Genomic DNA, 22837 nt, shown 5'->3' on the forward strand with positions numbered 1-22837 from the left:
CTTCGTTTTACTTCACAACTTTTTCATTGGATACTCTCCTCTTTCAATAAACTCAACAGATCTATAAATTGAATTTAAAATTCTGAAATGATCGGATATATTTGACCTCTGAGATTGAAATTATAGTTCTGGTCTACAATCCCTATCCCTTCGTTGCTGTCATAAAGATCCACCATGAAGCCCGCCATTTGTTTGGCAGTGTGGTACTTAGGCATGTTTGCTTTATAATCAAAATCTTCTGCATCTAATGATTTCTTCACAAATTCCGTTTCTGTTATAGCTGGTGCTAAAACCTTTGCCATTAGTTTTGCACCTTTTATTTCTAGTTCTTTTGCAAGTCCTTCTGTGAAGGCACTAACGTAATATTTAGATGCAGAATAAGCAACACTCCCAACAGCAATAGCATATCCGAGTGCGGATGAGACGTTAATTAACTGAGTTCCTTCTTCATCAGCATAATCTCGAACATATAGTGTAGAAAGGATTGTCAAGGATTCAATGTTAACACGTAGCATAGTTTCAACTTTATCTAAATTCTGTTCAACTACAAAAGAAGCTTCACCGAGTCCCGCATTGTTAATCCAGGTCTCAATTTGGTATTCCTTTAAATTGTTATATAGTGTGTAGGCCTGATCTGTAACAGACAGGTCACTTGTACGAACAATAACATTTATAGTAGGATCAATTTCCAGAATTGCTGATTTGAGTTCTTCTAATTTATCCAATCTTCTAGCTACCAAGATTAAGTTTTTGCCACGTGCAGCAAACGCCAATGCCGTTTCATATCCAATCCCTGAACTTGCTCCTGTAATAACTGTATACTTCATAATATTCTCTCCTTCATAACATGCAGATTAGTGTAAATGAGTTTTAAAGAGTTATTTAGAACGATCATTCTTATTAGGGTAAAGAAACAGTTAAATCTAACTTGCTATTAGCATAACAATTTTAGAACGAACAGTAAAGAATTTTTTATGACTAAGAATTTTAATTTTGGAGCGATATTCCTTGACTTGTTTGAGGCATAAGATACAAGTTCTTTCATTTGTTAATGGGACAAAAAAGGACTTGTATCACGGAAACAAACAGTCCTCCATTGAGGTGACTCCTTTTGCCTGTCATGCTGTAATCCACTTTTAATCTAACGCGGACAGTGTCATATCAATAATATTCTTTAATTTTTGCTGATCTGTTGTTGTCTTAACCAACGTGCGTAGCCCCAACCACGCATTCATTAAATAATGAGAAATAACTACAGGATCAAAGTCAGCCTTGAACTCACCCGATTGTTGACCCTTCAGAACAAGGTTAGTCAAGAGTTCCTCCGTTCGCGAATAACTCTCATCAACTAAGGATGCAACTTCAGGATCCAACACGCCGAGTTCCACGCCTGAATTCACGAGAAAACACCCTAGAGGTTCTCCTTCATTTCTTACTGTCGCCTCAAACAACTCCCGAATTAATTCTTTGATCGGTTCTTGTTTTTCAATCAGAAACCTCATTTTGCTGGTCTGCTTCGTTTCATATCGTTCGAGAGCTTTCATAAATAAGGCATGCTTATCCCCAAAGGTATCATAGATACTTCTTCGGTGAATGCCCATAAACTCAACCAAATCTTGCATTGAAGTTTTCTCATATCCTTGTGCCCAAAACAGGTGTATTGCTTTATCTAATACTTCATTAACTTCAAATTCTTTTGATCTTGCCATCGTCATCACCTCGAATAATCATTATACAATGTAGTGAAGGATCGGCAAACTAGATTTAAAAAAAAGTGAATACATTACAGGTATGAGGTCTGTCTTATATATTTAACCCAGGATTCTTCGGTCTGCTTGTAACCAATCAGGCGACCAACCTTTTTCCAGGGCATCCAGGGTTATTCCTGGCGGAACGATAGCATCTATCGCATTCAGGATATCAGTGCTTAATCGGATGTCGCTGCCTTTTAGCGTTTCACGTAGTTGCTCAATTGTTCTTGCCCCCACTATAGCAGAAGTAACTGACGAGTGAGCTTGTGTAAATGCCATGGCAAGATGTGGCAAAGTTAATCCTGCTTCATCTGCAAGGGTTTGGAGCTTAGCAATGGCTTCGAACTTGATGCGATTTTCTTCTCGATTCGGATCTACAACTGTTGAAAGTTTCCCTAGAGAACTCGCTGCTCTTGAATCTGGGGCAACCGCTTCTCCCGAGCGGTATTTTCCCGTTAGCAGACCACCCGAAAGTGGGCTCCAAACCATTACGCCCATTCCGTATTTTGCGGTTGCGGCAAGCAGATCGAATTCGATACTTCGATTCAATATGGAATACGGGGCTTGCTCGGATACAAAGCGTGCGGTATTTTTGCGTTCGCTAGTCCATTGTGCTTCGATCACTTGCCATGCCTGAAAATTGGATGTACCAATATAGCGAATTTTCCCTTCACGAACCAGGTCCGTAAGTGCGTCAAGACTCTCTTCAATGTCAGTATGGAGATCCGGCTGATGTAGTTGATACAAATCGATATAGTCCGTTTGCAACCTTCTCAAGCTTCCCTCTACTGCACGCTTAATCCAATATTTCGAGTTACCGGATTGATTAAGCCCACTGCCCATGGGCATTCCGCCTTTCGTGGCCAGAATAACATCCTGTCTGCGTCCTTTTAGGATGTGACCCAGAATTTCTTCGGATTGACCACTTGAATAGACATCCGCTGTATCGATCAGATTAATGCCTCCAGCCAAAGCCTCATCTAACATGACTGTAGCTTCTTTCTCCGTATTGTTGCCCCAAAAACCCAAAGTACCTGTACCTAATACAAAACTGCTTATTTTAAGGCCTGTATTTCCTAATACACGATATTCCATGTTCAATCCATCCCTTCTCCATCTGTTATAATTAGAATGATCATTCTAATATTCGTAGAAGAGCTCCACGGCAAGATCTCACACCATCCTCATAACTCTTGCCTTCTTATCCGTGTATTCCTCCCACGCCAACAATATAACATATTTAGAATGATCGGTAAAGAATAATTAAGATCCTTCCTGAAAATGAACTAAGAAGACTCCAAGCCCCGGTCAAAACGGAGCTGGAGTCTTCTTTTTAATAGAAATGAACATTCAAAGCCGGATGTAAAATTCACATTAGTTTACGCATCTAACGTATACAAGGGCAGGTTTTCCGGTAAAGCCGCCGGGCGCAGACATGTGCTCTGCATTGGATAGAAGGTCTGCTGATCGGAGGAATCATGGAACGCCCACATCGCCTCCAGCACATGGTAGGCCAGTTCTCCACTAGCGCGGTGAGGCCGTCCGCTGCGGATAGCGTAGGCCATATCGGCAACACCGATGCCCCGTGTATTCTCCTGGTATCCTGGCAGCAGCGGTACCTCTGTCCATTCTTGCTCGCCTAGCAGCCTATAGAAAACTGGCCCTCCGAACGTGTTCGGGTCAGGCACCTGCAGCGTGCCATGAGTACCGTAAACCTCAATCGGTGGCAGAGTGCTTCCACCAAAGATGTCAAAGCTGGTAATCAGCGTACCGACAGCTCCCTGCTTAAAGCGAAGCAACCCGGCCACATGGGTCGGAATATCGACTGGGATAGTCTGGCCTTTCTTTTTCTCGCTCGTAATCGTTCGCTGATCCATCGCCTTGCCTGTCATGCCCGAAATGGCAGCAATCGGACCCAGCATTTGCACCAGAGCCGTCAAATAATAAGGGCCCATATCAAACATTGGACCGCCGCCGACTGCATAATAAAATTCAGGATCAGGATGCCAATGTTCATGCCCACGGCTCATCATGAAAGCTGTAGCGGCTACCGGACTCCCAATGACTCCGTCTTCAATCAGCTTCAATGATGTCTGTATACCGGAACCGAAGAAGGTCTCTGGTGCGCAGCCGACAAGCAGCCCCTTTTGATGAGCAAGATCCAAGACAGCCTGCCCCTGCTCACGGGTGACGGCAAGTGGCTTCTCCACATAGACATGCTTGCCTGCCTCAAGAGCTCTGAGACATACGTCGGCGTGAACGCCCGGAATGGTCAAATTAATGATGAGTTCGATCTCCGGATCAGCCAAAATCTCATCTACCGAATATACATTTGGAACGTTGAACGCTACCGCCTGCTCCTCTGCCCGACCTTGGTCCAGATCCGCTACTGCGTACAGCTCCAGAATGTCGAAACGATGGCAATTTTCCATGTAAATTCCGCTAATTTTACCACACCCGATAATGCCTACTTTCATTTTGTTCATGCCTAGACTCCCTTCTTCTTCAGAAAAAATGGATAATGGCATTCTTTTGTTACATCGGATACCATCCTGTTCACCCTAGCGTTGCTGGTTGTCTGTCATGCCTGTATAAGCCTCTGCGAGAGAGCTGCCCCGGGTGGCCACCGCCTGTTTGCCTGCTGCTGCCCACAGAAACCCGCTGCGCATCATCTCGGTCACTTGAGGCATATCTATGATATCTGCGTGATGGCCCAGCGAATTGTAGAAGACGCGACCGTTCCCCCAGCGCTTCGTCCATACAACAGGCATATCCACAGGCCCATTGGCTGAATGGGGGCCTGGTACGATCGGAAAGCGTGTGGTTGCCAGCACTTCAACTGCCGGGTCTACGTGGAGGTAATACTGCTCGCTTTTGACCTGAAAATCCTCAATATGGTCTAGAAGTGGGCTGGAGCCGCGCTTCATGTTCACCATGTACTCTACGCCGTCATTGCCGGGATGTGCAACCCATTGCCCACCTGTCATGAACTGCCAGTCCACGTTGTTCCGGAAGGCATCACACATGCCGCCATGGCAGCCTGTGAGACCTACGCCGCTTTGAACCGCAGCTGAGACATTATTGACCAGTTCCTGCTCAATCTGTCCCATGGTCCACATTGGAACGATCAGGTCCAGGTCAAGCAGTTTCTCAGCATCCTGATAGGCTTCAAGGGTATTAGACACCTCCACCTCGAACTGCTCTTCCTTCAAAATGCGTTCAAAAATGGCCGCCACCTGCTCCGGCTCATGTCCGTTCCATCCACCCCATACAATCAGTGCCTTGCGCATCTGTAATCCACTCACCTTTCGGAATGTATTGTTATACTACATTTCTTCAATGGATACCCAGCGGCGTTCCTCTATGGATCGTCCTACCGCTTCAAGCACAGCCTGACAAGCAACACCATCACGGAAGTTCGGCGACGGTTGCCGCCCTTCAGAGATGGCACTCAACATCTCAAGCATCTCATGGGTGAAGGTATGCTCGAATCCAATCGTATGTCCTGCAGGCCACCAAGCTTCAGAATACTTGTGTGCCGGATCGGTGGCGAGTACGCGGCGAAAGCCCTGAACGTCCTCCTCATCCTGTGTGAAATACACTTCCAGTTCGTTCATTCGTTCAAAGTCAAAACGCACACTGCCTAGGCTACCGTTGATCTCGAATGAATTGGTGCTCCGATGTCCGGCAGCAAAACGTGTGGCCTCGAAGCTGCCCAGCGCACCTCCGGCGAAGCGTGCCAGGAACAACGTGGCATCATCGACTGTCACTTCTCCCATCGGAACATTTGCTTCAGCGCTCCTTTTGGAGCTCAACCCGCTCATCTCCAAAGCCAACGGGCGCTGTTTGATGAATGTCTCGCTCATGCCGATCACTTCATGGAACTCGCCAACCAAGAAGCGAGCGAGATCAATCAGATGAGCGCCAAGATCACCATGAGAGCCACAACCGGCCACCTCTTTTTGCAGCCGCCATACCAGGGGGAAGGACGGGTCCAAGATCCAATCTTGAAGGAAGAAGGCACGAAAATGATAAATTTTGCCTAGGCGTCCGCTCTCGACTAGCTGCTTTGCCAGCTGGACAGCCGGAGAAAAACGGTAGTTGAAGCCTACCATATGTCTGACCCCTGCTTCCTCTGCTACCTGCAGCATATCACGTGAATCCGCCAGCGAGAGCGCAAGTGGCTTCTCACAGAACAGATGCTTGCCATGAAGGGCAGCCTCAACGACAATTTCCTTATGGGCATTACTCGGGGCGTTAATATCAATGAGATCAATATCGTTACGTTTCACTAGATCACGCCAATCCGTAACACTTTCGGTCCAGCCGTACTGGCGGGCAGCTGCCTGAACCCCCTGCTCGTTGCGTCCACAGATAACGGACATCTCTGGCTGCAGCGGGGCATCTGGGAAGAACATGGGTAGACTTCGGTAAGCGTTGCTGTGAGCCTTGCCCATAAATTTGTAGCCAACCATTCCGATACGAAGACGATTAGACATGTCGTGATCCTCCTTATGGGTCTGAGTTTCAACGAATTTTTGACGAATGGTGTTATTGACGAATGGATGACGCCCTGATAATCAGTTCTGTGGATAGGAGTTCTCTTATTGAGTCGCACCCGGTTAGTTCCAGAGCCGGAATGAGATGCTGAGAATCGGGTATAAGCTTCGAGGCTGCAAGCTCCCCCATCTCATAAAAAGGTACGCGGACACTGCTTAGCGGCGGAACAGCCATCTCAGCCGCATCCGAATCGTCATAGCCTACAAACGCCGGAAACCGGTCAGCTGCCAGTCCGCGCTCACGGAGACCCTGCATTACCCCAAGAGCCATCCGGTCGTTCGCCGCAAATACAGCATCAATATCATTCAATTGGTCTGCGATTGTAGCTGAGGCTTCGAGTCCGCTCCGACGGCTATAGTTACCTTCCAGAAGCAGTTCGTGGTCATATTCAATCCCAGCGTCCTGAAGCGCGGTACGATAACCCTTCATTCGCTCAGTACTATTGGAATAGATATCCGGGCCGTTGAGAAAGGCAATCCGCTTGTATCCCTGCTCGATGAGGTGACTTACAGCCGCCCGGCTGCCTTCTACATGGTCTGCATCCACTTCACAGAACGATTGCCCTTCAAAATGGTGATTCATGACGCAGAACGGACGTCCTTCTTCCTGAAGCCTCTTTAGAGCTTCCACCTCATCGTGGTCATCCCTGGCTCCAAGGATGATACAGGTATCGATCCTTTGCTGACGGAAAAGACTACTGTAATCAATCCGTTCCCCCGGCTTCCGGAACAATAGAAGCAGATCAAGTCCGCTGTCTCTAGCCTTGTTTCCGATACCGCTCAGCATCTCAGAGAAAAAATAGGCTGAGAACAAGTGCGCCTTCGGGACATAAGGCATAACCACACCAAGATGGCCACTCTTCCTTCGGGCAAAGTTACGGGCCAGCGCACTGGGAACATATCCAAGCTGATTGGCTGCGTCCAGAACCCTTCTTCGCGTATCCTCTTTGATAGGACCTACCGCATTCAAGACCCGGGATACTGTCGCTTCAGACACGCCGGAAAGTTCGGCTACTTCCTTGCGCGAAACAATATTACCCACCTCCAAATCATTTTATGTACGCGCGTACATTTTCTCATGCAGTCCTACCTCTGTCAATCCCAAAAAGCGTACCCCATGGATGGATAAGCTCTTTTCGTTACTAAAAGAACGTGGTCTCGTGGTTCCTACTGGCAAACAGTCAAAACACCTGATCATATACAAGATACAAAATGATTCTTTAAGGCTTGAGCATGCTGATCATTCCTACTCCTATCATCAGTACTGTAATTCCCACAAGTATACCTATCCATTCCTGAGGACTCTTCTTTTCCTTAAATATTAAAATGCTGCCAACACAGGCAATAGCAATGCTCGCTTGAGAGATCGGAAAACTAGCCGCCATGCCGATCAGCCCATTGGAAATAAATAGTGCTAGATTCGCAATGCTCCAAACCAATCCTGTCGACAAATTGCGAACCACCAGAGAGAATCGTAGCCGCTTTTTGCCCTTCAGATTCATGGCCATGGCTGAGCATAGCATACCGAGCGATTGCGGCAGAATGACGGATAGCCCGGATATATGAAAAAACTGATTAATCACGACATAACTGCTTAACGCTAACCCCGAGCAAACCAACATTATGATAATGGGTACCGGCAAAGGCTTGGGCAATCCAGTAGACTTGCCCTGATAGCTGGTTAACAGAACTCCTGCCAATATACACAGAAGAGAACTAACGCCTATCGCATATTGGTACCCTGTTATCCATTCACCCAAAATAAGTGCGGCAAATAGCGTCGTCCCTATCAACTGCAGACCACAAATCACAGGAATGGCGATCGATACGCTTACTTTTTGAAAAGCTTGAAACTGGAGCAATTGTCCAGCGGCCCAAAAAATACCAGATATAAAACTTACCACAAAATGAATCGGTGTTAATGAGGTAGGATGAATGGTATACAAGCACAGGCAAAACAGCACAGCACCAATAACGGTACCTGTCAGTTGTTCTCGGGGACTGGCTTTTGTAATATGCGCCAGTATCGGCATAACTCCCCAGCCAAGGGCTGGAATAAAAGCAATAATGAAATCCACGCGCGGAATTCTCCTCCCGTAAAAAGTACTCTTCCTACAATCGTTAAAATGCCATGCAGGAAAAAATCCACAGTTTTACGATAGCAAAAAAAACCGCTTCTAAATACAAATATTTTTATAGATTTATATAGCAAAATCAAAGAAATTTTTTTCTATACGCGCTGGGTGATATGCTCATTACATTTTTAAAAGCTCGCGAAAAGGTCAACTGATCGGTATAGCCGACCGAATTGGATATAACCTGGATCGAATAGTCTGTATGCTGCAGCAATTCGCACGCTTTTTTAATCCTGAGGACTATCAGATATTGTTTAGGCGTTTCACCAGTCTCAAGTTTGAAAACGGAGGTCAGATAATTCGGATGTAGACCAAGGTACTCCGCTACTTCACTAATCTGGATGCCACTGATGTAGTTTTTCTCAATAAAGTTTATCGCTTGCACCGAATAAGGAAGCTGTTCCTTTATCGACATCGTTTCCCCCAAATTGTGTACAAGTTTGGCAAGAATATGGAATAAATACCCCTGTATAGCCAGCGATGAAGAAAGCGTGTTATCTCCGATCCGCAACATCTCAATAATCGTGGAATGAAAGAACGTAATATCTTCGATATCGATTACATAAGGGTTCTGGCTCGGAAGTGATATGTTCTGCAGGTAGATGTCGGATTTAATGCCCATAAAGCCGACCCAACTGTACTCCCAAGGCTCGGCTTCATCTGCCTGGTAATAAGCTACCCTATTGGCCGGAATTAAAAAAGCCTGTCCTTCTCCTATATCGTAATTTTTGTTGTCAATCACCAGCCTACCTCGTCCTTTTAGCACAAAATGAACCAGATTAAAATCGCGGGCGATGGGTCCAAAATCCTGTTTGGATAAGCAGAGCTCTGTGCCACAGTTATACAAAATCAAATCTGATATATTTTTATGCTCTGAACTGGTATACGTATCAACATATTGAATCATATTCTGGCCCATTGGCATCCTCCTCACTTTTCCAAATAAAGAACCTATGCTTGTTAATTTAACAGTATAGCATAAGTTAAGGATGACAAATGTCCAGAAAAAATTTGGCTCTAAACTATATTTTTTTGTAAGGTTCTTTGTTTTTCCCATATCCAACTTAAAAAAAGTCATGTATTTACTATCACTATCTTTGTTATGCTGATTCAATAATAACGCTTTCAAGTGGTTCGACATATTTTGAAAGGGGCTATGTACATGGCTAGTCTACAAGTTAACCAAAAGGAACGGACATTTTACTTAACGAACAAATACTGTAGTTATCTTTTCCGTGTCATGGAGAACGGGCAATTGGAGCATTTATATTACGGCAAAAAAATAGAGTACCTTGGTCAATATGACCGCTTTATCGAGCGAAGCTATCGTCCCGTGTCTGTCGGTGAGTTTGATAGTGACTTGGTGACATCGTTGGAAAGTATTAAGCAGGAATTTCCTTCTGCGGGAAGTGGAGACTTTCGAGAGCCAGCAATTGAGATCATACAGGAGGACGGATCTCATATAATGGAGTTCACTTATGACCATTACGAGGTAATCACTGGAAAACCTAAAATTCCTCATCTTCCAGCTACGTTTTGTAAGGAAGCACATGAAGCAGAGACACTCCTCATCACGCTGACCGATTCTCTTACAGGAACGGTGGCCGTGCTTGCTTACACCATCTTCAGCGAACTGCCCGTGATCACGAGATCCGTATCCATAACGAATTCCGGGAATAATCCCCTGAGAGTCAACCGTCTAATGAGCCTGAGTCTTGATCTTCCTGAAGCCGAATATGAAATTATTCATTTATCAGGGGCTTGGGGCAGGGAACGTCATGTGGAGCGTACACCATTGAGACCTGGGCTACAGTCGATTGGGAGCACTCGAGGAATTAGTAGTCATGTTCACAATCCATTTCTGGCGCTTGCCAAACCCGGATCACAGGAACACCAAGGAGAAGTATATGCGGTTAATCTCGTTTACAGCGGGAACTTTCTTGCCCAGGCGGAAGTGGACAGCTATTCAACTACCCGATTGATGATCGGCATTCATCCTGACAAATTCTGCTGGACCCTGAAGCCAGGAGAATGTTTTTATTCGCCTGAAGCAGTTCTGGTCTATTCTGAGAGCGGTTTAAATGGCATGAGCCAAGCATACCATAGCCTGTACAATAAACACTTAATTCGCAGCAGTTGGACCGAGCGGGAACGACCTGTATTGATCAATAACTGGGAGGGGACCTATTTTGATTTTACTGAGCAGAAAATAGTTGATATGGCAAAAAAAGCAGGTGAACTGGGGATTGAACTCTTTGTCTTGGATGACGGATGGTTCGGTCGAAGAAACAATGATACCTCTTCCCTCGGTGACTGGTTTGAAAATCCTGAAAAGCTACCGAACGGGATCTCGAATTTGGCAAAGAAGATCAATCAGCTCGGGATGAAATTCGGTCTTTGGTTCGAGCCGGAAATGGTTAACTCCGACTCTCATATTATGAGGGAGCATCCAGACTGGGTTGTGGGAACACCCGGCCGTCAACGCAAGCATGGACGTCATCAATATGTTCTTGATTATTCCCAACCGCCTGTCGTGGATTACCTGTTTAAGTTAATGGATGACGTGCTCTCTTCTGCTCGGATCGAATACGTAAAATGGGATATGAATCGCTGTATTTCAGAAGCCTATTCGTTATCTCTGGGCAAGGAAAGGCAGGGCGAATTTTTTCACCGCTATGTCCTGGGTGTATATGCTTTATATGAGAAGCTGATTACCGAACACCCTGAGATTTTGTTTGAGTCCTGTGCTTCCGGTGGGGGACGGTTTGATCCAGGGATGCTTTATTACGCTCCGCAAGCATGGACAAGCGACGATAGCGAGGCTATAGAACGTCTGAAGATTCAGTATGGCACTTCCATGGCCTATCCGCTTAGCAGTATGGGTGCTCATGTGTCAAGCATCCCGAACCACCAGGTAGGCAGAACGGCACCGCTGCAAACTAGATCCAATGTCGCCTACTTTGGTATATTCGGTTATGAACTTGACCCATTGGCGTTGTCCGAAGAAGAGTGCAATGTAATTAAAAAACAAATACAAGTATATAAACGTCACCGACGATTAATTACACAGGGAACCTTTTACCGTCTGCTAAGTCCCTTTGAAAAAAATGAAACAGCATGGATGACCATTGATGCAGAACGTGAGCATGCTCTCGTCGGCTGGTACCAGGTTCTCTCACGCCCCAATGCAGCTTATTCACGGCTAAAGCTCATCGGACTGGACGAAATGGCAGTATATTTCGTGGAAGAATTGGACCGACGTTTTACAGGCAGCGAGTTAATGAACATCGGACTTATACTCACCCCGCCTTATAAGGCTGACCAGGATTTTAATATTGCGGAGAAATATGATTTTTCATCTGAATTATTCACTCTAACTAAAGAGACTTCCTCGTGATTGGATTATGACTTGAAGTAATAATATCAAAGACATGACTGAAGAGAGAAATCAAGGATTAAACGAAGAAGTGGTTATCCGTTATGCAGTGTCCGCTGTGTGGGAATTACGGATCAGAAGCAACTCAGTAATTGAGCTGCTTCTTTATTTATCAGGACCAAATACAAGATTGGCGGATTGCTTGGCTTTCTCAATGACATTCATGACCCTCTCGCTGTGTTCAAGCATTTCTGAGACTTTTTCCAAATCTTTTTCCTCGATGATACGGTCAAACTCAACGAATTCGTCATACATTCGATGGGGATGATCTTTCTGATCTACCCGGATTGGCGTTTCCTTATTCGCAGTGTAATCAAAGCAGTCGCATATATTTGCTGAACTTGCCATGTGTATATAGCCCTTATTGCCTTGAACGTTCACTGCATTGGGAGCCGTACTGTCTTTTGAACCTATGCAGACACACTTGAAGTCACCGTAATCAAGCAGCAGCATACCTGAAGTATCAATTCCACGCTCCATGTTCGCCCAATACTGCACTTTCTTCGGGCTCCCGAAAAATCCAACAACCAAATGAATATTATATAAATTAATATCCATCAAGGCTCCACCAGACATCTCCGGATTAAACGCAGGCTGGATTATTCCCGCTTTGAAAGCTTCATACCGAGATGAGTATTGAGAATAGTTGCATTCCACTATTTTGATCTCACCAAGCTTAGGTAGATACTCCTTCATTGACAAATAATTTTTCAAATATTGATTCGTTATGGCTTCCACCAATACCAGTTTTCTTTGCTGAGCAATTTCTTTTAGCTCTAGAAATTCTTGCAAATTGGAAGTAAACGGCTTCTCACAGATGACATGTTTACCACTCAATAATGCCTCTTTCGCATATGAATAATGAAGATGATTAGGCAACCCGATATAAACTGTATCCACATCACGACTCATCAGCATCTCGCTGTAATCCGAATAAATCTGAGATATTCCATATTTACTTTTTAAATCCAGTAATTTCCCCTTGTGGCTAGGTCTAGAACAAATGCCCTTTAGTAAAATGGTCGGGATTTCCTGAATAAAGCTTAATAGATCCCCTACGATCATCCCTGCTCCGACAATTCCTAACTTCATTTTAGCTGCACTCCTCTATACCTTTTTCAAGTATTTCCATACACATTATCGTTTCTTCGTCTTTAATCACTTTTTCTTTACCAATTACGATCGACTGATACATATCGTCATACACTCGGGCATAGTCTCCCTTTTCAGAAACGATTTTATCTTCATGATACTCGCCCTTATCATCAAGGTATGTTAAAATGCCATAATGCTCAGGCTGGTCGATGCCGAAATCGGCGTGTCCCTTAGGCAGATAGTATAATTTAAGATGCTCCTCCTGACGATCCTTTGTCTGCTTTATAAAAACGCCTTTTTTGCCGTATACAACAAAACTCGGCCGCTCTTTTAAACGAAAAAAGCTGGATTTAATGGATACCTTAAGTGAGGGATAATAAAAATCTAGATCAAAATAATCATTCATTCTTCCAGAACCGAGCAATTGGCGCACGTCGTAATGGATCGTGTCAGGTTTCCCAAAATAGGCAAGAACCTGGTCAATGGTATGAGCGCCATGTCCATAGAGGTAACTGTTATATTTGGAAAAATGAGAGGTGGAGTTGGGGGTCTCAGGGCGGTAATAATCGAAATGCATTTCCACCTCCAACAAATCACCGAGTTTTCCTGATTCAATAACCTTCTTGGTAGTGAGGAAATCCGAATCGTAACGTCTGTTTTGATAGCACTGTATAATCAGATTTTTCTCTTTGGCATATTGGAAGATGGACACAGCTTCTTCTTTCGTTAACATAAAGGGTTTTTCAACAAGTACATTTTTCCCGTGGTCGAGTGCCATTTTCGCATAAGTGTAGTGGGATTCTACAGGTGTACAGATAACAATCAACTGAATTTCCTTATCGTTCATTAGAGATTCAAGATTATCAGTATACTGCACACCAGGGATTTTCTCCCACTCCCCTTTATCTGGATTACGGGCGTAGATCGTCTTTACGTTCAAATGATCTCTGGTCAATGAAAAAGGAAGATGATACCGATTGGTGCTTTTGCCATTCCCAATATAACCGATGTTAAGCATATTAATTCCCCCTAGGCTCTTTTTCATTTATTATAGAAGAAGAACGTTGATCGTAAAGGATTTGCCGCCAAAATGGTACAATCAACCGAATATTTTTAAAAATGTTTGTTTATTTTCAAACAAAATGTTTATTTTAGATCCTTTATCAAACGTCATTTCAATTGAACCGGAGTGAACCTGTTGAAAATACTGATGCAATTATCCGAAATGCAAAACTTTACACCAAACGAAAAAAGCATTGCATCCTATATTTTGCTTCATAAGGAAAGGATCCTGCACTTAAATATTCAGGAGCTTGCAAAGGCAACATATACTTCGCATTCCGCGATTAATCGATTAACACATAAACTTGGGCTATCTGGCTTCAAGGAGTTCATAATCAAACTTGCTCGGGAGTTTCAGCAGAATACCCAGAACATTTCCAATGTAGACCCCAACTATCCATTTGGTTTTGATGAATCCCCACTTCAAGTGGCGAAAGAAATTGCAGAATTAATGAAGGAAACGATAGAAAAAAACTTTACATTCATGGATGATGATTTATTGTCGCAAACAGCCCTATTGCTGGATCAAGCGAAAAGGATCTTTATATATGCGTTAGGAGATTCACAAATCCGTGCGAAAAGTTTCCAAAATAAATTAGTGAAAATTAACAAGTATGTGGTTATAGCTACGGAGCTGTCTGAGTGGGCGTACCATACGGCTAATCTTACGCCACAGGATTGCGCTGTTTTTTTAACTTACCACGGAAAATCACCGATCTTTTTAAAAGCAGCAAAGCACTTTACACATGAAAATATTCCCTTTATCACAATTACAGCAACCAGTCAAAATGAATTGGCCAAACTCAGTAATATCTGTATTCAGGTGCCTAATGACGAAGTAAAACATGCCAAGATTGGTACATTTTCGTCGCAAATTGCCTTTGACTATGTATTAAATGTGATCTACTCCTGTATCTATAAAATTGACTACTTAAAAAACATGCAATTCGCAACACAATCGTTGAAGAATTCGCATCTCAATGACATGATGAATGACGTGTAGAGGGATTAGCTTCTCTCTAACTGCAAAATAAGCGGCAATTTATAATTATATATGGTTGTTCTTCGACAAATAAGGTCTAGTTAGTTTTATGCTAACTAGACCTTCAGGCTGTCGAGAAACCCCCTGTTTTTTAATCAGTTTAAAATGGCCACTTTGATCAAATAAAAATGGGTCCTCAGATCGTTTTAAATCGATTTTTGTTTTAAAAGTTGAGTTTCCCCAAATAAAAAATAAAGTGCCGGAAAGTCCGTTGGACTTTCTCGACACTCTGAAGGTCTAGTTAGTTTTATGCTAACTAGACCTTTCAGGCTGTCGAGAAACCCCCTGTTTTTTAATCAGGTTTAAAATGGCCACTTTGATCAAATAAAAATGGGTCCTCAGATCGTTTTAAATCGATTTTTGTTTTAAAAGTTGAGTTTCCCCAAATAAAAAATAAAGTGCCGGAAAGTCCGTTGGACTTTCTCGACACTCTGAAGGTCTAGTTAGTTTTATGCTAACTAGACCTTTTTTCTTTTATTGCTTCAAGCCCATCAGTACGGCCGACAGCAAGCTAGGAAAGCGTTCATTCAAATCAAAGTAACGGATAGAGATAAAGCGTTGGGTTCCCTCTATTCTCGTATGAATAACCCCTGATTCCCGAAGAACCTTAAAATGATGAGACAAGGTTGACTTTGGAGCTGAAATATCTATCGAGCTGCAGGATTGCTCCCCTTTTTCGTCTAAAATCTGGATGATATTAAGCCGAATGGGGTCACTTAGAGCATATAAAACTGTAGGTAGAGTAATTTCAATTACGTTGGGATGATACAGCGTTCTCAAGATCCGTTCACCTGCCTAACAAAGAATTGTAGTTGCATTATAGCATATTGGAATGCTATATTTCTATTATTCGAAAATATTCGAACTATAGAACAAATGGAGGGTTTCGTTTTGAATAAAATTATCACCTTGTTTTTCTTGATCATGTTTTTCATTGGTACAGATACGTTCATTGTGTCGCCTCTTCTACCTATTCTTCGTGAAAGCTTCGGCATTTCTATCGAACAATCAGGCTGGATTGTTTCAGCCTATGCTTTAGGGTATGCTCTGTTTGCCTTAATTGCAGGACCGTTGTCAGATGCATGGAATCGAAAAAAAGTACTACTGTTCGGCTTACTTGGTTTTGGTATCTTCACTCTACTTTGCGGCTTTGCCGTTGATTTTTGGACCATGTTTGCTTTTCGCTTATTGGCTGGCATTAGTGCCGCTTTTGCCTCACCTCAAGTTTGGGCAGCCATTCCTCAGTTAGTTCAACCACATAAAGTGTTAAAAGCCATGGGAGTTGTCACCGCAGGATTAGCTTTTTCCCAAATGCTAGGCGTTCCCATTGGCAGCTATCTCGCTACCGCCGGGTGGCAAACACCCTTTATTATGATTGGTTGCTGCACCTTCCTGATCGTTATTTGGACTGCTGTTCTCTTGCCCGCTTTGCCTCCTTCTATACAGAAGCAAAAGGCTCCCTCGATTAGGAACAGATACCGTTCATTGCTGCAGGGGTCAACACCTAAGGTCGCTTTTCTGGCCTACTTCCTGTTCCAACTCGGAAATTTTGCTGCCTTCTCTTTTATTGGCACATGGCTGTCCGACAAATTCAGCCTTAATGTTGCAGATATTGGTACGGTGATATTATTCCTTGGTTTAGGAAATACGATTAGTAGCTTATTTGGGAGCAGCTTAGTTAACAAAGTGGGGCCTAAGCACTCTTTGATCTATGGCGTAATTTTCATCGGTCTGCTTTATTTGCTTCTGCCCTATTTACCTAGTGTGACCTATGTCGAAATTACATATTTTCTGATCTTCCTTATCCTTGGAATGATTTTTCCGCTTATGATGAGTATGCTTCAAACCTTATCTGCCACAGCACGCGGAACAGTTTCATCACTTGCCAATTCTTCTATGTATTTTGGAACAATGGTTGGCTCTTTCACAGCAGGAATGCTATACGCTCACAGCGGTGGTTTTATTTCCGTTAGCCTGTTTTCTGTGATTTGTTTCGGTGTGTCACTAATCTTGTTCCTACGTAGCGGGGTTTTACTAGGTCTAAGACTAAAATAGAAACGAGTAACCTTAAAAATCGACATAAGCTCTATCTTTGGGCCAGGAAAAGAACTTATATTATTAGAAAAGCCGCCAGTATGGCGGCTTCTTATGCATATCTACTGTTGTCTAGCTTCAAGGATCAATCTTCATCAATAGCATTTCGAATATCATAATCATCGATGTTGATATCCAAAGCCATTCCCAGTGCTAACTTTGCCAGTTGGCTTCCAATAAAGGGACCCATGGTCAGCCCGGATGCTCCAACCCCATTGGCAGCTATAAGGCCGTTCCAGCCAGGCACAGCTCCAAGCACCGGTAGAAAACCGGGGGTAAAAGGACGGAAACCAACTCTTACCTCCTGAAAAGTACTATTTGCTAAATCAGGTGCTAATTCTAAACCTTTATTTAGGATTTCCTGCATCCCGCCTGCTGTTACTCTTGTATCGTATCCTTCGATTTCATTTTCGTGAGTCGCCCCTATGACGATCTTCTGTTGATCAAACGCTAACAAATATTGATCAGAAGGCGGCATGATTACAGGCCAGGTGCCTGTATCTTGCCCATCAGGGATCTGTAAATGCATGATTTGTGCTTTTTGAAAGCTAACCTTAAAGCGAATGCCCAAAGGCAGCATCAGTTGATTGGCCCATGCACCAGCACAAACAATGACTACGTCAGACGAAAAGCTGTTTCCACCAACCGTTACTCCGGTTACATGAACGGAATCATATTGGAGCACAGCATCTCCATGGATAAGGGTTGCCCCATTTCTTTGTGCTGATCGGATCAACGCATCCCGCAGCGCACGACCATCTATACGTGCGGCACCGCTAATATGAACGGAGCGATAGCGATCTACTAACAAAGGAAAACGTTCATGGGTTTCCTTTTCATTGAGTTGCATAATTTCACCGATTTCCGGTGCATCTGTATGACGTAAATGTGCCCGTTCCTGCATTTTTTTGATTTTCTCTACATCATCATGAATACTGAGAGCTCCAACTTGAGCATAGCCAGTTTCTGTTTCCCCCTCGCTTTTAAGTTCTTCAATCAATCCGGGGTAAAAACGTGCGCCCGCTTTGGCTAGCTGGTACCAAGCTTGATTGCGTCGCTGTGATAACCAGGGACAAATAATGCCAGCAGCTGCATCAGTCGCCTGCCCTTTATCTTTGCGGTCTACAAGAATGACATCAGCGCCCAATTTTGCTAACTGGTATGCTGTCGATGCCCCCAGAATTCCTGCTCCGATTACGATAACCCTCTTCATGAATACATCCCTTTCCTAAATCACTGTATCCATTATAGCGAATACCGCATGAATGCATAAAGTTTGAAGCATTAATATTTCTATCCTTATAAAATTCTTAGAATTGATCTGTAAAGTAGTTGTCAGAACGAATGAAAAGGATGAACTGATATGGATAACATTATTTTACAGACTAAAAATCTCTGCAAAACCTTTAGACGGCAACAGGCGGTGAACAACGTCACACTGTCTATTCAGGAGAATTCCGTCTATGGACTACTTGGCCCAAATGGGGCTGGAAAATCAACCACCTTAAAAATGTTAACTGGTATGCTACGTCCGACAGGCGGTGAAATATTATTCCAAGGAAAACCTTGGTCACGAAAAGATCTCGCTCAGATCGGCGCACTGATCGAATCTCCTCCACTCTATGAGAATTTGACTGCTAGAGAGAATTTAAAGGTTCGTACAACCTTGCTCGGACTACCTGATTCACGAATTGATGAAGTACTGAACATTGTTGATTTGACTCATACCGGGAAAAAACGCTCTGGCCAGTTCTCGATGGGCATGAAACAGCGGCTGGGCATTGCTATTGCGCTCCTCAACCATCCCAAACTACTAATTTTAGATGAGCCAACCAACGGACTTGACCCCATTGGCATTCAGGAGCAACGCGAGCTGATTCGCTCCTTCCCGAAGCAAGGAATTACCGTAATTCTTTCCAGTCATATTTTATCCGAAGTCGAACAAATCGTTGACCATGTCGGTATTATCGCTGGTGGCATATTAGCTTACCAAGAGGCGGTTACACCAGGACAAGACTTGGAATCGTTGTTCATGCAGATTGCACAGGAATACCGAAAAGGGGATGAGTAGGATGCAGCAATATATAGCCGCCGAACATCTAAAATTAAAGCGTACCTTCACGAAAAAGCTGGTCTGGCTGGCCCCCATCGTTACTCTTCTTCTGTGTACCGTGCTCATGGGGGGACATATGCTCCAAAGCGCCAGCTACAATTGGTGGTATTTCATGCTGCTGCCAGGTGCGCTCACCTTAATGTGCTCAGGAGTGATCCAAAAGGATGGCAAGAAGCTGAAATACCGTGCTGTCCTTGGCATGTCTGTAGATTTGGCTCAGGTATGGTACGGTAAAATCGGGGTTTGCGTAAGGCTCTTAATGGTTTCCTCTATTATTTTATTAATAGGGATAACTCTTGGCGGATTCGTATTCTCAACTTCCGTGACACTAGCAGAAAGCGTCGCTGCAACTCTGATCCTCTTCATCACCTTTTTGTGGCAAGTTCCACTTTGCCTGTTCCTGACGGATCGAATAGGCATGTTTGCCACCCTAATCATCAACATGCTGGGCAACGTAGCCTGCACCGTCTTGTTCGCTACGTCTTCTGTATGGTGGGCGGTACCCTATGCTATACCAGCGCGATTGATGTGCGCCGTCATCCAAGTGCTGCCTAATGGGCTTGCCGTTCCTTCAGGAGATCCACTTTTGGATGGAGGCATAATTGTTCCCGGCCTGTTGATCACAGTATGTCTATTCATGATTCTGTCAGTGCTGACGGCCATGTCTTTCCGTAAACGGGAGGCTAAGTAAGATGATATCTTTCTTCCGCAATCTGAAATCTGACGTGCTTAAACTTCGAAGGCAGCCCTTATTGCTCGTGCAGCTGCTTGTGCCGATCTTGGGGATAGCAATTTTTCTAGCCTACTATTCCTTTACTCCGTATTCACCGATTTCGAAGATAGACGGCTATTTGCAGGTCCTGGCTGTGGTTCTTCCTATCATGATTGGTATTGTATGCTCCATTACTGCCGATCAGGAGTTAGCCGCTGGGAATTTCCAGCAGCTCTTAACCTCGCCAGTGAAGCTGCTACCTTTTCTGAGCAAGCTCACCCTGCTTCTGATCTTGGGATTTGGCAGTGTGCTGCTTGCCTCCGGTGGCTTTGGGGCTGGCTATATATATTTGATGAAAGAGTCCCCGTATGGCTTGAAGTTCTATGTGTTGGCTGCCTGCATTCTGTTTGTGTCCAGTGTGTTCCTTTATATTCTGCATTTTTTCATTAGTTTGCGGTTTGGTAAGGGAGCTTCCATCGGCCTGGGTATTATGGAGAGTCTATTGTCCGCTTTGCTTCTTACAGGGCTGGGTGATCATAATTGGATATTCGTTCCCTCTGCTTGGGCGGCCCGGTTCATCACGATCTGGGTGCAATACGGCGTAAGCTCAGCAGATTCTATCCCTGAAGCTATACAGCTTGATTTGGGAATCAGATATTGCGTAGTAGGGACCTTAGTCATCATGGTATTATTAGGGTTATGGATTTGTCGTTGGGAAGGACAAAGTTCGTTGGAGTAAAGATTAGAGTAAAGAAAGCAAGGGATGTGAATAAAGCATGGCAAACTTGTTGGCCGTTGATGACGAACCCGCCGTTTTGGCACTCCTTCAAAATATTTTGCAGAAAGATGGCCATGTTGTCACGGTGGTCTCCGCCTCCCCACAGGTTCTCACCATGCAGCTCGGAGCATTTGATCTTATACTGCTTGACGTGATGATGCCTACCATGGACGGATTCACACTCTGCCGGGAAATTCGCAGCAAGGTAGACTGTCCGATACTGTTTCTTACCGCAAAATCCATGGAGAACGATGTGATGTTGGGGCTTGGGGATGGAGCCGACGATTATATTGTCAAACCGTTCGGCACTGGAGAGCTGCGCGCACGAATCAACGCCCATCTCAGACGGGAGAATCGTGAACGGCGTAATGTATTCTGCATCGGGGAAGTTCATTTCAATCTGTCGGGCAAGGAAATCACCGTTCAGAATGTTGTAGTCCCGTTTACCAAAAGTGAATATGAGATATGTAAGTTTCTAGCTTTGAACTGGGGGCAGGTATTCTCTAAGGAGCAGATTTACGAAGCGGTCTTCGGCTTGGATGGGGACAGCGATTCCGCCACCATTGTGGAGCATGTCAAAAATATCCGGGCCAAGCTTGGCAAAGTAGAGGTTTCTCCAGTGGAGACAGTTTGGGGGATCGGCTACCGATGGAAGTAACCAAAGTACAGCAAGCACGCAAGACTACTAAATTACGAACCATTTTCCTGGGTTATTTAGTTATGTTTTGTATTGGGACGATTGCGCTCGCTCTGTTCCTGGTCCTCATCTTCTATGCCCTGATATCTTATGGGGCCATTCTTCCCGCGAACTATGCGGAGAAGCAGGTACGGGAGGACAAGTCAATCATTGAAGCGGGCAAAACCCTGCAACCGAATTCACAGATAAAACTGTATAAGTACGCGTTGTTCACTTCGGAAGGCCGCCTCATTGAAGGAAATCTTTCTGAAAACCAGGCCCAAGCCGCTTGGAGTGTTACGCAGCAGAGCAATACTGCGTATCAATTTCCTTATAACTATGTAAAAGTTCCACATCATGATGAGATTACTGTGATGCGCTATTCTGTCTCGGCACAGTTTGAACTTCCTATCCTGCGTCAATATCTGCCGAACGCAGAATTGTCCTTTTTGGCCGTGTTCTGTATCGCCTTCCTGGGGGGAGGTGCTTTACTGGCTTCCTCCTTCGGACGAAAGCTGGCACGTAAGATGAGCGGATTGCAGCAGGCTACCAAACAAATTCAAGCACAGGATTTGGACTTCTCAATCAAGTTCAGTGGCGTGATGGAGATCGATCAGGTGCTACATTCCATGGATAAAATGAAAGAAACTTTAAAGACATCGCTTCAGAAACAGTGGAATCTCGAAAAATCCCGCCGCGAGCAAATTTCCGCTCTAGCACACGATGTCAAAACACCACTCACTATCGTTCGTGGAAACGTAGAGCTGCTGTCCGAGACCGATCAGTCCGAAGAGCAAAAGGACTATACGGATTATATAGCGGAAAGCACCAGGCAGATGGAGCAGTATATTAAAACTCTCATTGACATTTCAAAAGCGGAAACACTAGTCACCCTGCGGGCGGAAACGATGGATGCTGACTTCTATTTATCGAAAGTGAAAAATCAGATAATGGCCTTGGCTGCTGTCAAAAAAATATCTGTAGCATTCGCTGCATATAACCTCCCTAAGACGCTGTATGCAGACCCAGTGCTACTTGAGCGTGCCATTATGAATGTTGCTTCTAATGCGGTAGATCAGGCGCCTGAATACAGCGAGATCCAGCTGATCGTAGAATCTGTTGAAAACTGTATTCGGTTCAGCATCGTAGATGAAGGCCCGGGCTTCTCTCCAGCAGGTCTCAAACAGGCCGCCGAGCAGTTTTATATGGGTGATTCATCCAGAAGATTAAGTGGTCATTACGGTATGGGCCTGTATATAACAAAATCCATTGTCAACCTACATGGCGGAAAGCTGAACATCGCCAACTCCACCCAGACAAGCGGCGGACAGGTAAGCATTGAAATACCAATCAGTGCATGAATCATACAAGCGAGAATCAATCC

The 22837-nt window shown here is 44.4% G+C and carries 21 protein-coding genes; 8 read left to right on the forward strand and 13 right to left on the reverse strand.

What is annotated here, in order from left to right:
• Nucleotides 1-74: 74 nt before the first annotated feature.
• The 9 genes from MKY75_RS12595 to MKY75_RS12635 all read right to left on the reverse strand — a co-directional run bounded on the left by MKY75_RS12595 (nt 75) and on the right by MKY75_RS12635 (nt 9364).
• Nucleotides 75-827, reverse strand: coding sequence for an SDR family NAD(P)-dependent oxidoreductase (locus MKY75_RS12595; protein ID WP_340885536.1), 753 nt, complete (start codon nt 825-827; stop codon nt 75-77).
• Nucleotides 828-1136: 309 nt separating this feature from the next.
• Nucleotides 1137-1709 carry a TetR/AcrR family transcriptional regulator gene (locus MKY75_RS12600; RefSeq protein WP_340885539.1) on the reverse strand — a complete coding sequence of 191 codons (573 nt, stop codon included), beginning with the start codon at nt 1707-1709 and terminating at the stop codon, nt 1137-1139.
• A 102-nt stretch (nt 1710-1811) separates the two neighbouring features.
• Nucleotides 1812-2846, reverse strand: coding sequence for an aldo/keto reductase (locus MKY75_RS12605; RefSeq protein WP_340885542.1), 1035 nt, complete (start codon nt 2844-2846; stop codon nt 1812-1814).
• A gap of 284 nt (nt 2847-3130) precedes the next feature.
• A complete protein-coding gene (locus MKY75_RS12610) occupies nt 3131-4237 on the reverse strand; it encodes a Gfo/Idh/MocA family protein (protein ID WP_340885544.1) in 1107 nt (368 codons plus the stop codon).
• Nucleotides 4238-4312: 75 nt separating this feature from the next.
• Nucleotides 4313-5041 (reverse strand): ThuA domain-containing protein, encoded by a 729-nt coding sequence (locus tag MKY75_RS12615; RefSeq protein ID WP_134904013.1) that lies wholly within the window; start codon nt 5039-5041, stop codon nt 4313-4315.
• A 36-nt stretch (nt 5042-5077) separates the two neighbouring features.
• Nucleotides 5078-6250 carry a Gfo/Idh/MocA family protein gene (locus tag MKY75_RS12620; RefSeq protein ID WP_340885546.1) on the reverse strand — a complete coding sequence of 391 codons (1173 nt, stop codon included), beginning with the start codon at nt 6248-6250 and terminating at the stop codon, nt 5078-5080.
• Between the two features lie 52 nt (nt 6251-6302).
• Nucleotides 6303-7358: a LacI family DNA-binding transcriptional regulator gene (locus MKY75_RS12625; RefSeq protein ID WP_176715732.1), complete on the reverse strand. Its 1056-nt coding sequence runs from the start codon at nt 7356-7358 to the stop codon at nt 6303-6305.
• Nucleotides 7359-7530: 172 nt separating this feature from the next.
• Nucleotides 7531-8388, reverse strand: coding sequence for a GRP family sugar transporter (locus MKY75_RS12630; protein ID WP_340885548.1), 858 nt, complete (start codon nt 8386-8388; stop codon nt 7531-7533).
• Between the two features lie 136 nt (nt 8389-8524).
• The gene (locus tag MKY75_RS12635; protein ID WP_340885551.1) at nt 8525-9364 is read right to left on the reverse strand and encodes an AraC family transcriptional regulator; all 840 of its coding nucleotides are present in this window, start codon (nt 9362-9364) and stop codon (nt 8525-8527) included.
• Nucleotides 9365-9607: 243 nt separating this feature from the next.
• On the opposite strand from MKY75_RS12635, the gene MKY75_RS12640 reads away from it, so the two are divergent.
• Nucleotides 9608-11842, forward strand: a complete 2235-nt coding sequence (locus tag MKY75_RS12640; protein WP_340885552.1) for an alpha-galactosidase — start codon at nt 9608-9610, stop codon at nt 11840-11842.
• A gap of 144 nt (nt 11843-11986) precedes the next feature.
• Here MKY75_RS12640 and MKY75_RS12645 read toward each other — a convergent pair whose 3' ends face one another.
• Together MKY75_RS12645 and MKY75_RS12650 are read right to left on the reverse strand one after the other, a co-directional pair.
• A complete protein-coding gene (locus MKY75_RS12645) occupies nt 11987-12973 on the reverse strand; it encodes a Gfo/Idh/MocA family protein (protein ID WP_340885554.1) in 987 nt (328 codons plus the stop codon).
• Nucleotide 12974: 1 nt separating this feature from the next.
• Complete coding sequence (locus MKY75_RS12650; protein WP_069011831.1) at nt 12975-13994, reverse strand: Gfo/Idh/MocA family oxidoreductase; 1020 nt, start codon at nt 13992-13994, stop codon at nt 12975-12977.
• A 180-nt stretch (nt 13995-14174) separates the two neighbouring features.
• Here MKY75_RS12650 and MKY75_RS12655 point away from each other — a divergent pair, with 180 nt between their 5' ends.
• Nucleotides 14175-15041: a MurR/RpiR family transcriptional regulator gene (locus MKY75_RS12655; protein ID WP_069011829.1), complete on the forward strand. Its 867-nt coding sequence runs from the start codon at nt 14175-14177 to the stop codon at nt 15039-15041.
• Between the two features lie 513 nt (nt 15042-15554).
• On the opposite strand, the gene MKY75_RS12660 is transcribed toward MKY75_RS12655, so the two are convergent.
• Nucleotides 15555-15860, reverse strand: coding sequence for an ArsR/SmtB family transcription factor (locus MKY75_RS12660; protein ID WP_165146488.1), 306 nt, complete (start codon nt 15858-15860; stop codon nt 15555-15557).
• 111 nt (nt 15861-15971) lie between these two features.
• Between MKY75_RS12660 and MKY75_RS12665 the strand changes: the two genes are divergently transcribed.
• Nucleotides 15972-17135 carry an MFS transporter gene (locus MKY75_RS12665; protein ID WP_340885556.1) on the forward strand — a complete coding sequence of 388 codons (1164 nt, stop codon included), beginning with the start codon at nt 15972-15974 and terminating at the stop codon, nt 17133-17135.
• A gap of 124 nt (nt 17136-17259) precedes the next feature.
• Here the strand turns inward: MKY75_RS12665 and MKY75_RS12670 are convergent, their stop codons facing one another.
• Nucleotides 17260-18387 carry an NAD(P)/FAD-dependent oxidoreductase gene (locus MKY75_RS12670; protein WP_340885557.1) on the reverse strand — a complete coding sequence of 376 codons (1128 nt, stop codon included), beginning with the start codon at nt 18385-18387 and terminating at the stop codon, nt 17260-17262.
• A 150-nt stretch (nt 18388-18537) separates the two neighbouring features.
• On the opposite strand from MKY75_RS12670, the gene MKY75_RS12675 reads away from it, so the two are divergent.
• Genes MKY75_RS12675 through MKY75_RS12695 form a run of 5 tightly spaced genes read left to right on the forward strand, consistent with a single transcriptional unit; the run spans nt 18538 to nt 22814 of the window.
• Nucleotides 18538-19245, forward strand: coding sequence for a lantibiotic protection ABC transporter ATP-binding protein (locus MKY75_RS12675; RefSeq protein ID WP_340885560.1), 708 nt, complete (start codon nt 18538-18540; stop codon nt 19243-19245).
• 1 nt (nt 19246) lies between these two features.
• Nucleotides 19247-19978, forward strand: coding sequence for a lantibiotic immunity ABC transporter MutE/EpiE family permease subunit (locus MKY75_RS12680; RefSeq protein WP_340885563.1), 732 nt, complete (start codon nt 19247-19249; stop codon nt 19976-19978).
• Nucleotide 19979: 1 nt separating this feature from the next.
• Nucleotides 19980-20738, forward strand: coding sequence for a lantibiotic immunity ABC transporter MutG family permease subunit (locus tag MKY75_RS12685; RefSeq protein ID WP_340885564.1), 759 nt, complete (start codon nt 19980-19982; stop codon nt 20736-20738).
• 37 nt (nt 20739-20775) lie between these two features.
• The gene (locus MKY75_RS12690; protein WP_029515155.1) at nt 20776-21435 is read left to right on the forward strand and encodes a response regulator transcription factor; all 660 of its coding nucleotides are present in this window, start codon (nt 20776-20778) and stop codon (nt 21433-21435) included.
• Nucleotides 21426-22814, forward strand: coding sequence for a HAMP domain-containing sensor histidine kinase (locus MKY75_RS12695; protein ID WP_340885567.1), 1389 nt, complete (start codon nt 21426-21428; stop codon nt 22812-22814). The genes MKY75_RS12690 and MKY75_RS12695 overlap by 10 nt, the downstream gene beginning before the upstream one ends.
• Nucleotides 22815-22837 lie beyond the last annotated feature (23 nt).

It is taken from the genome of Paenibacillus sp. FSL L8-0663 (assembly GCF_038008125.1).
Lineage (GTDB): Bacteria > Bacillota > Bacilli > Paenibacillales > Paenibacillaceae > Paenibacillus > Paenibacillus polymyxa_D.

Bases quoted from the DNA above. Each gene is read 5' to 3' on its own strand.
- MKY75_RS12595 (WP_340885536.1), bottom strand. From the start codon at position 827: ATGAAGTATACAGTTATTACAGGAGCAAGTTCAGGGATTGGATATGAA.
- MKY75_RS12600 (WP_340885539.1), bottom strand. From the start codon at position 1,709: ATGGCAAGATCAAAAGAATTTGAAGTTAATGAAGTATTAGATAAAGCA.
- MKY75_RS12605 (WP_340885542.1), bottom strand. From the start codon at position 2,846: ATGGAATATCGTGTATTAGGAAATACAGGCCTTAAAATAAGCAGTTTT.
- MKY75_RS12610 (WP_340885544.1), bottom strand. From the start codon at position 4,237: ATGAACAAAATGAAAGTAGGCATTATCGGGTGTGGTAAAATTAGCGGA.
- MKY75_RS12615 (WP_134904013.1), bottom strand. From the start codon at position 5,041: ATGCGCAAGGCACTGATTGTATGGGGTGGATGGAACGGACATGAGCCG.
- MKY75_RS12620 (WP_340885546.1), bottom strand. From the start codon at position 6,250: ATGTCTAATCGTCTTCGTATCGGAATGGTTGGCTACAAATTTATGGGC.
- MKY75_RS12635 (WP_340885551.1), bottom strand. From the start codon at position 9,364: ATGGGCCAGAATATGATTCAATATGTTGATACGTATACCAGTTCAGAG.
- MKY75_RS12640 (WP_340885552.1), top strand. From the start codon at position 9,608: ATGGCTAGTCTACAAGTTAACCAAAAGGAACGGACATTTTACTTAACG.
- MKY75_RS12645 (WP_340885554.1), bottom strand. From the start codon at position 12,973: ATGAAGTTAGGAATTGTCGGAGCAGGGATGATCGTAGGGGATCTATTA.
- MKY75_RS12650 (WP_069011831.1), bottom strand. From the start codon at position 13,994: ATGCTTAACATCGGTTATATTGGGAATGGCAAAAGCACCAATCGGTAT.
- MKY75_RS12670 (WP_340885557.1), bottom strand. From the start codon at position 18,387: ATGAAGAGGGTTATCGTAATCGGAGCAGGAATTCTGGGGGCATCGACA.
- MKY75_RS12675 (WP_340885560.1), top strand. From the start codon at position 18,538: ATGGATAACATTATTTTACAGACTAAAAATCTCTGCAAAACCTTTAGA.
- MKY75_RS12680 (WP_340885563.1), top strand. From the start codon at position 19,247: ATGCAGCAATATATAGCCGCCGAACATCTAAAATTAAAGCGTACCTTC.
- MKY75_RS12685 (WP_340885564.1), top strand. From the start codon at position 19,980: ATGATATCTTTCTTCCGCAATCTGAAATCTGACGTGCTTAAACTTCGA.
- MKY75_RS12690 (WP_029515155.1), top strand. From the start codon at position 20,776: ATGGCAAACTTGTTGGCCGTTGATGACGAACCCGCCGTTTTGGCACTC.
- MKY75_RS12695 (WP_340885567.1), top strand. From the start codon at position 21,426: ATGGAAGTAACCAAAGTACAGCAAGCACGCAAGACTACTAAATTACGA.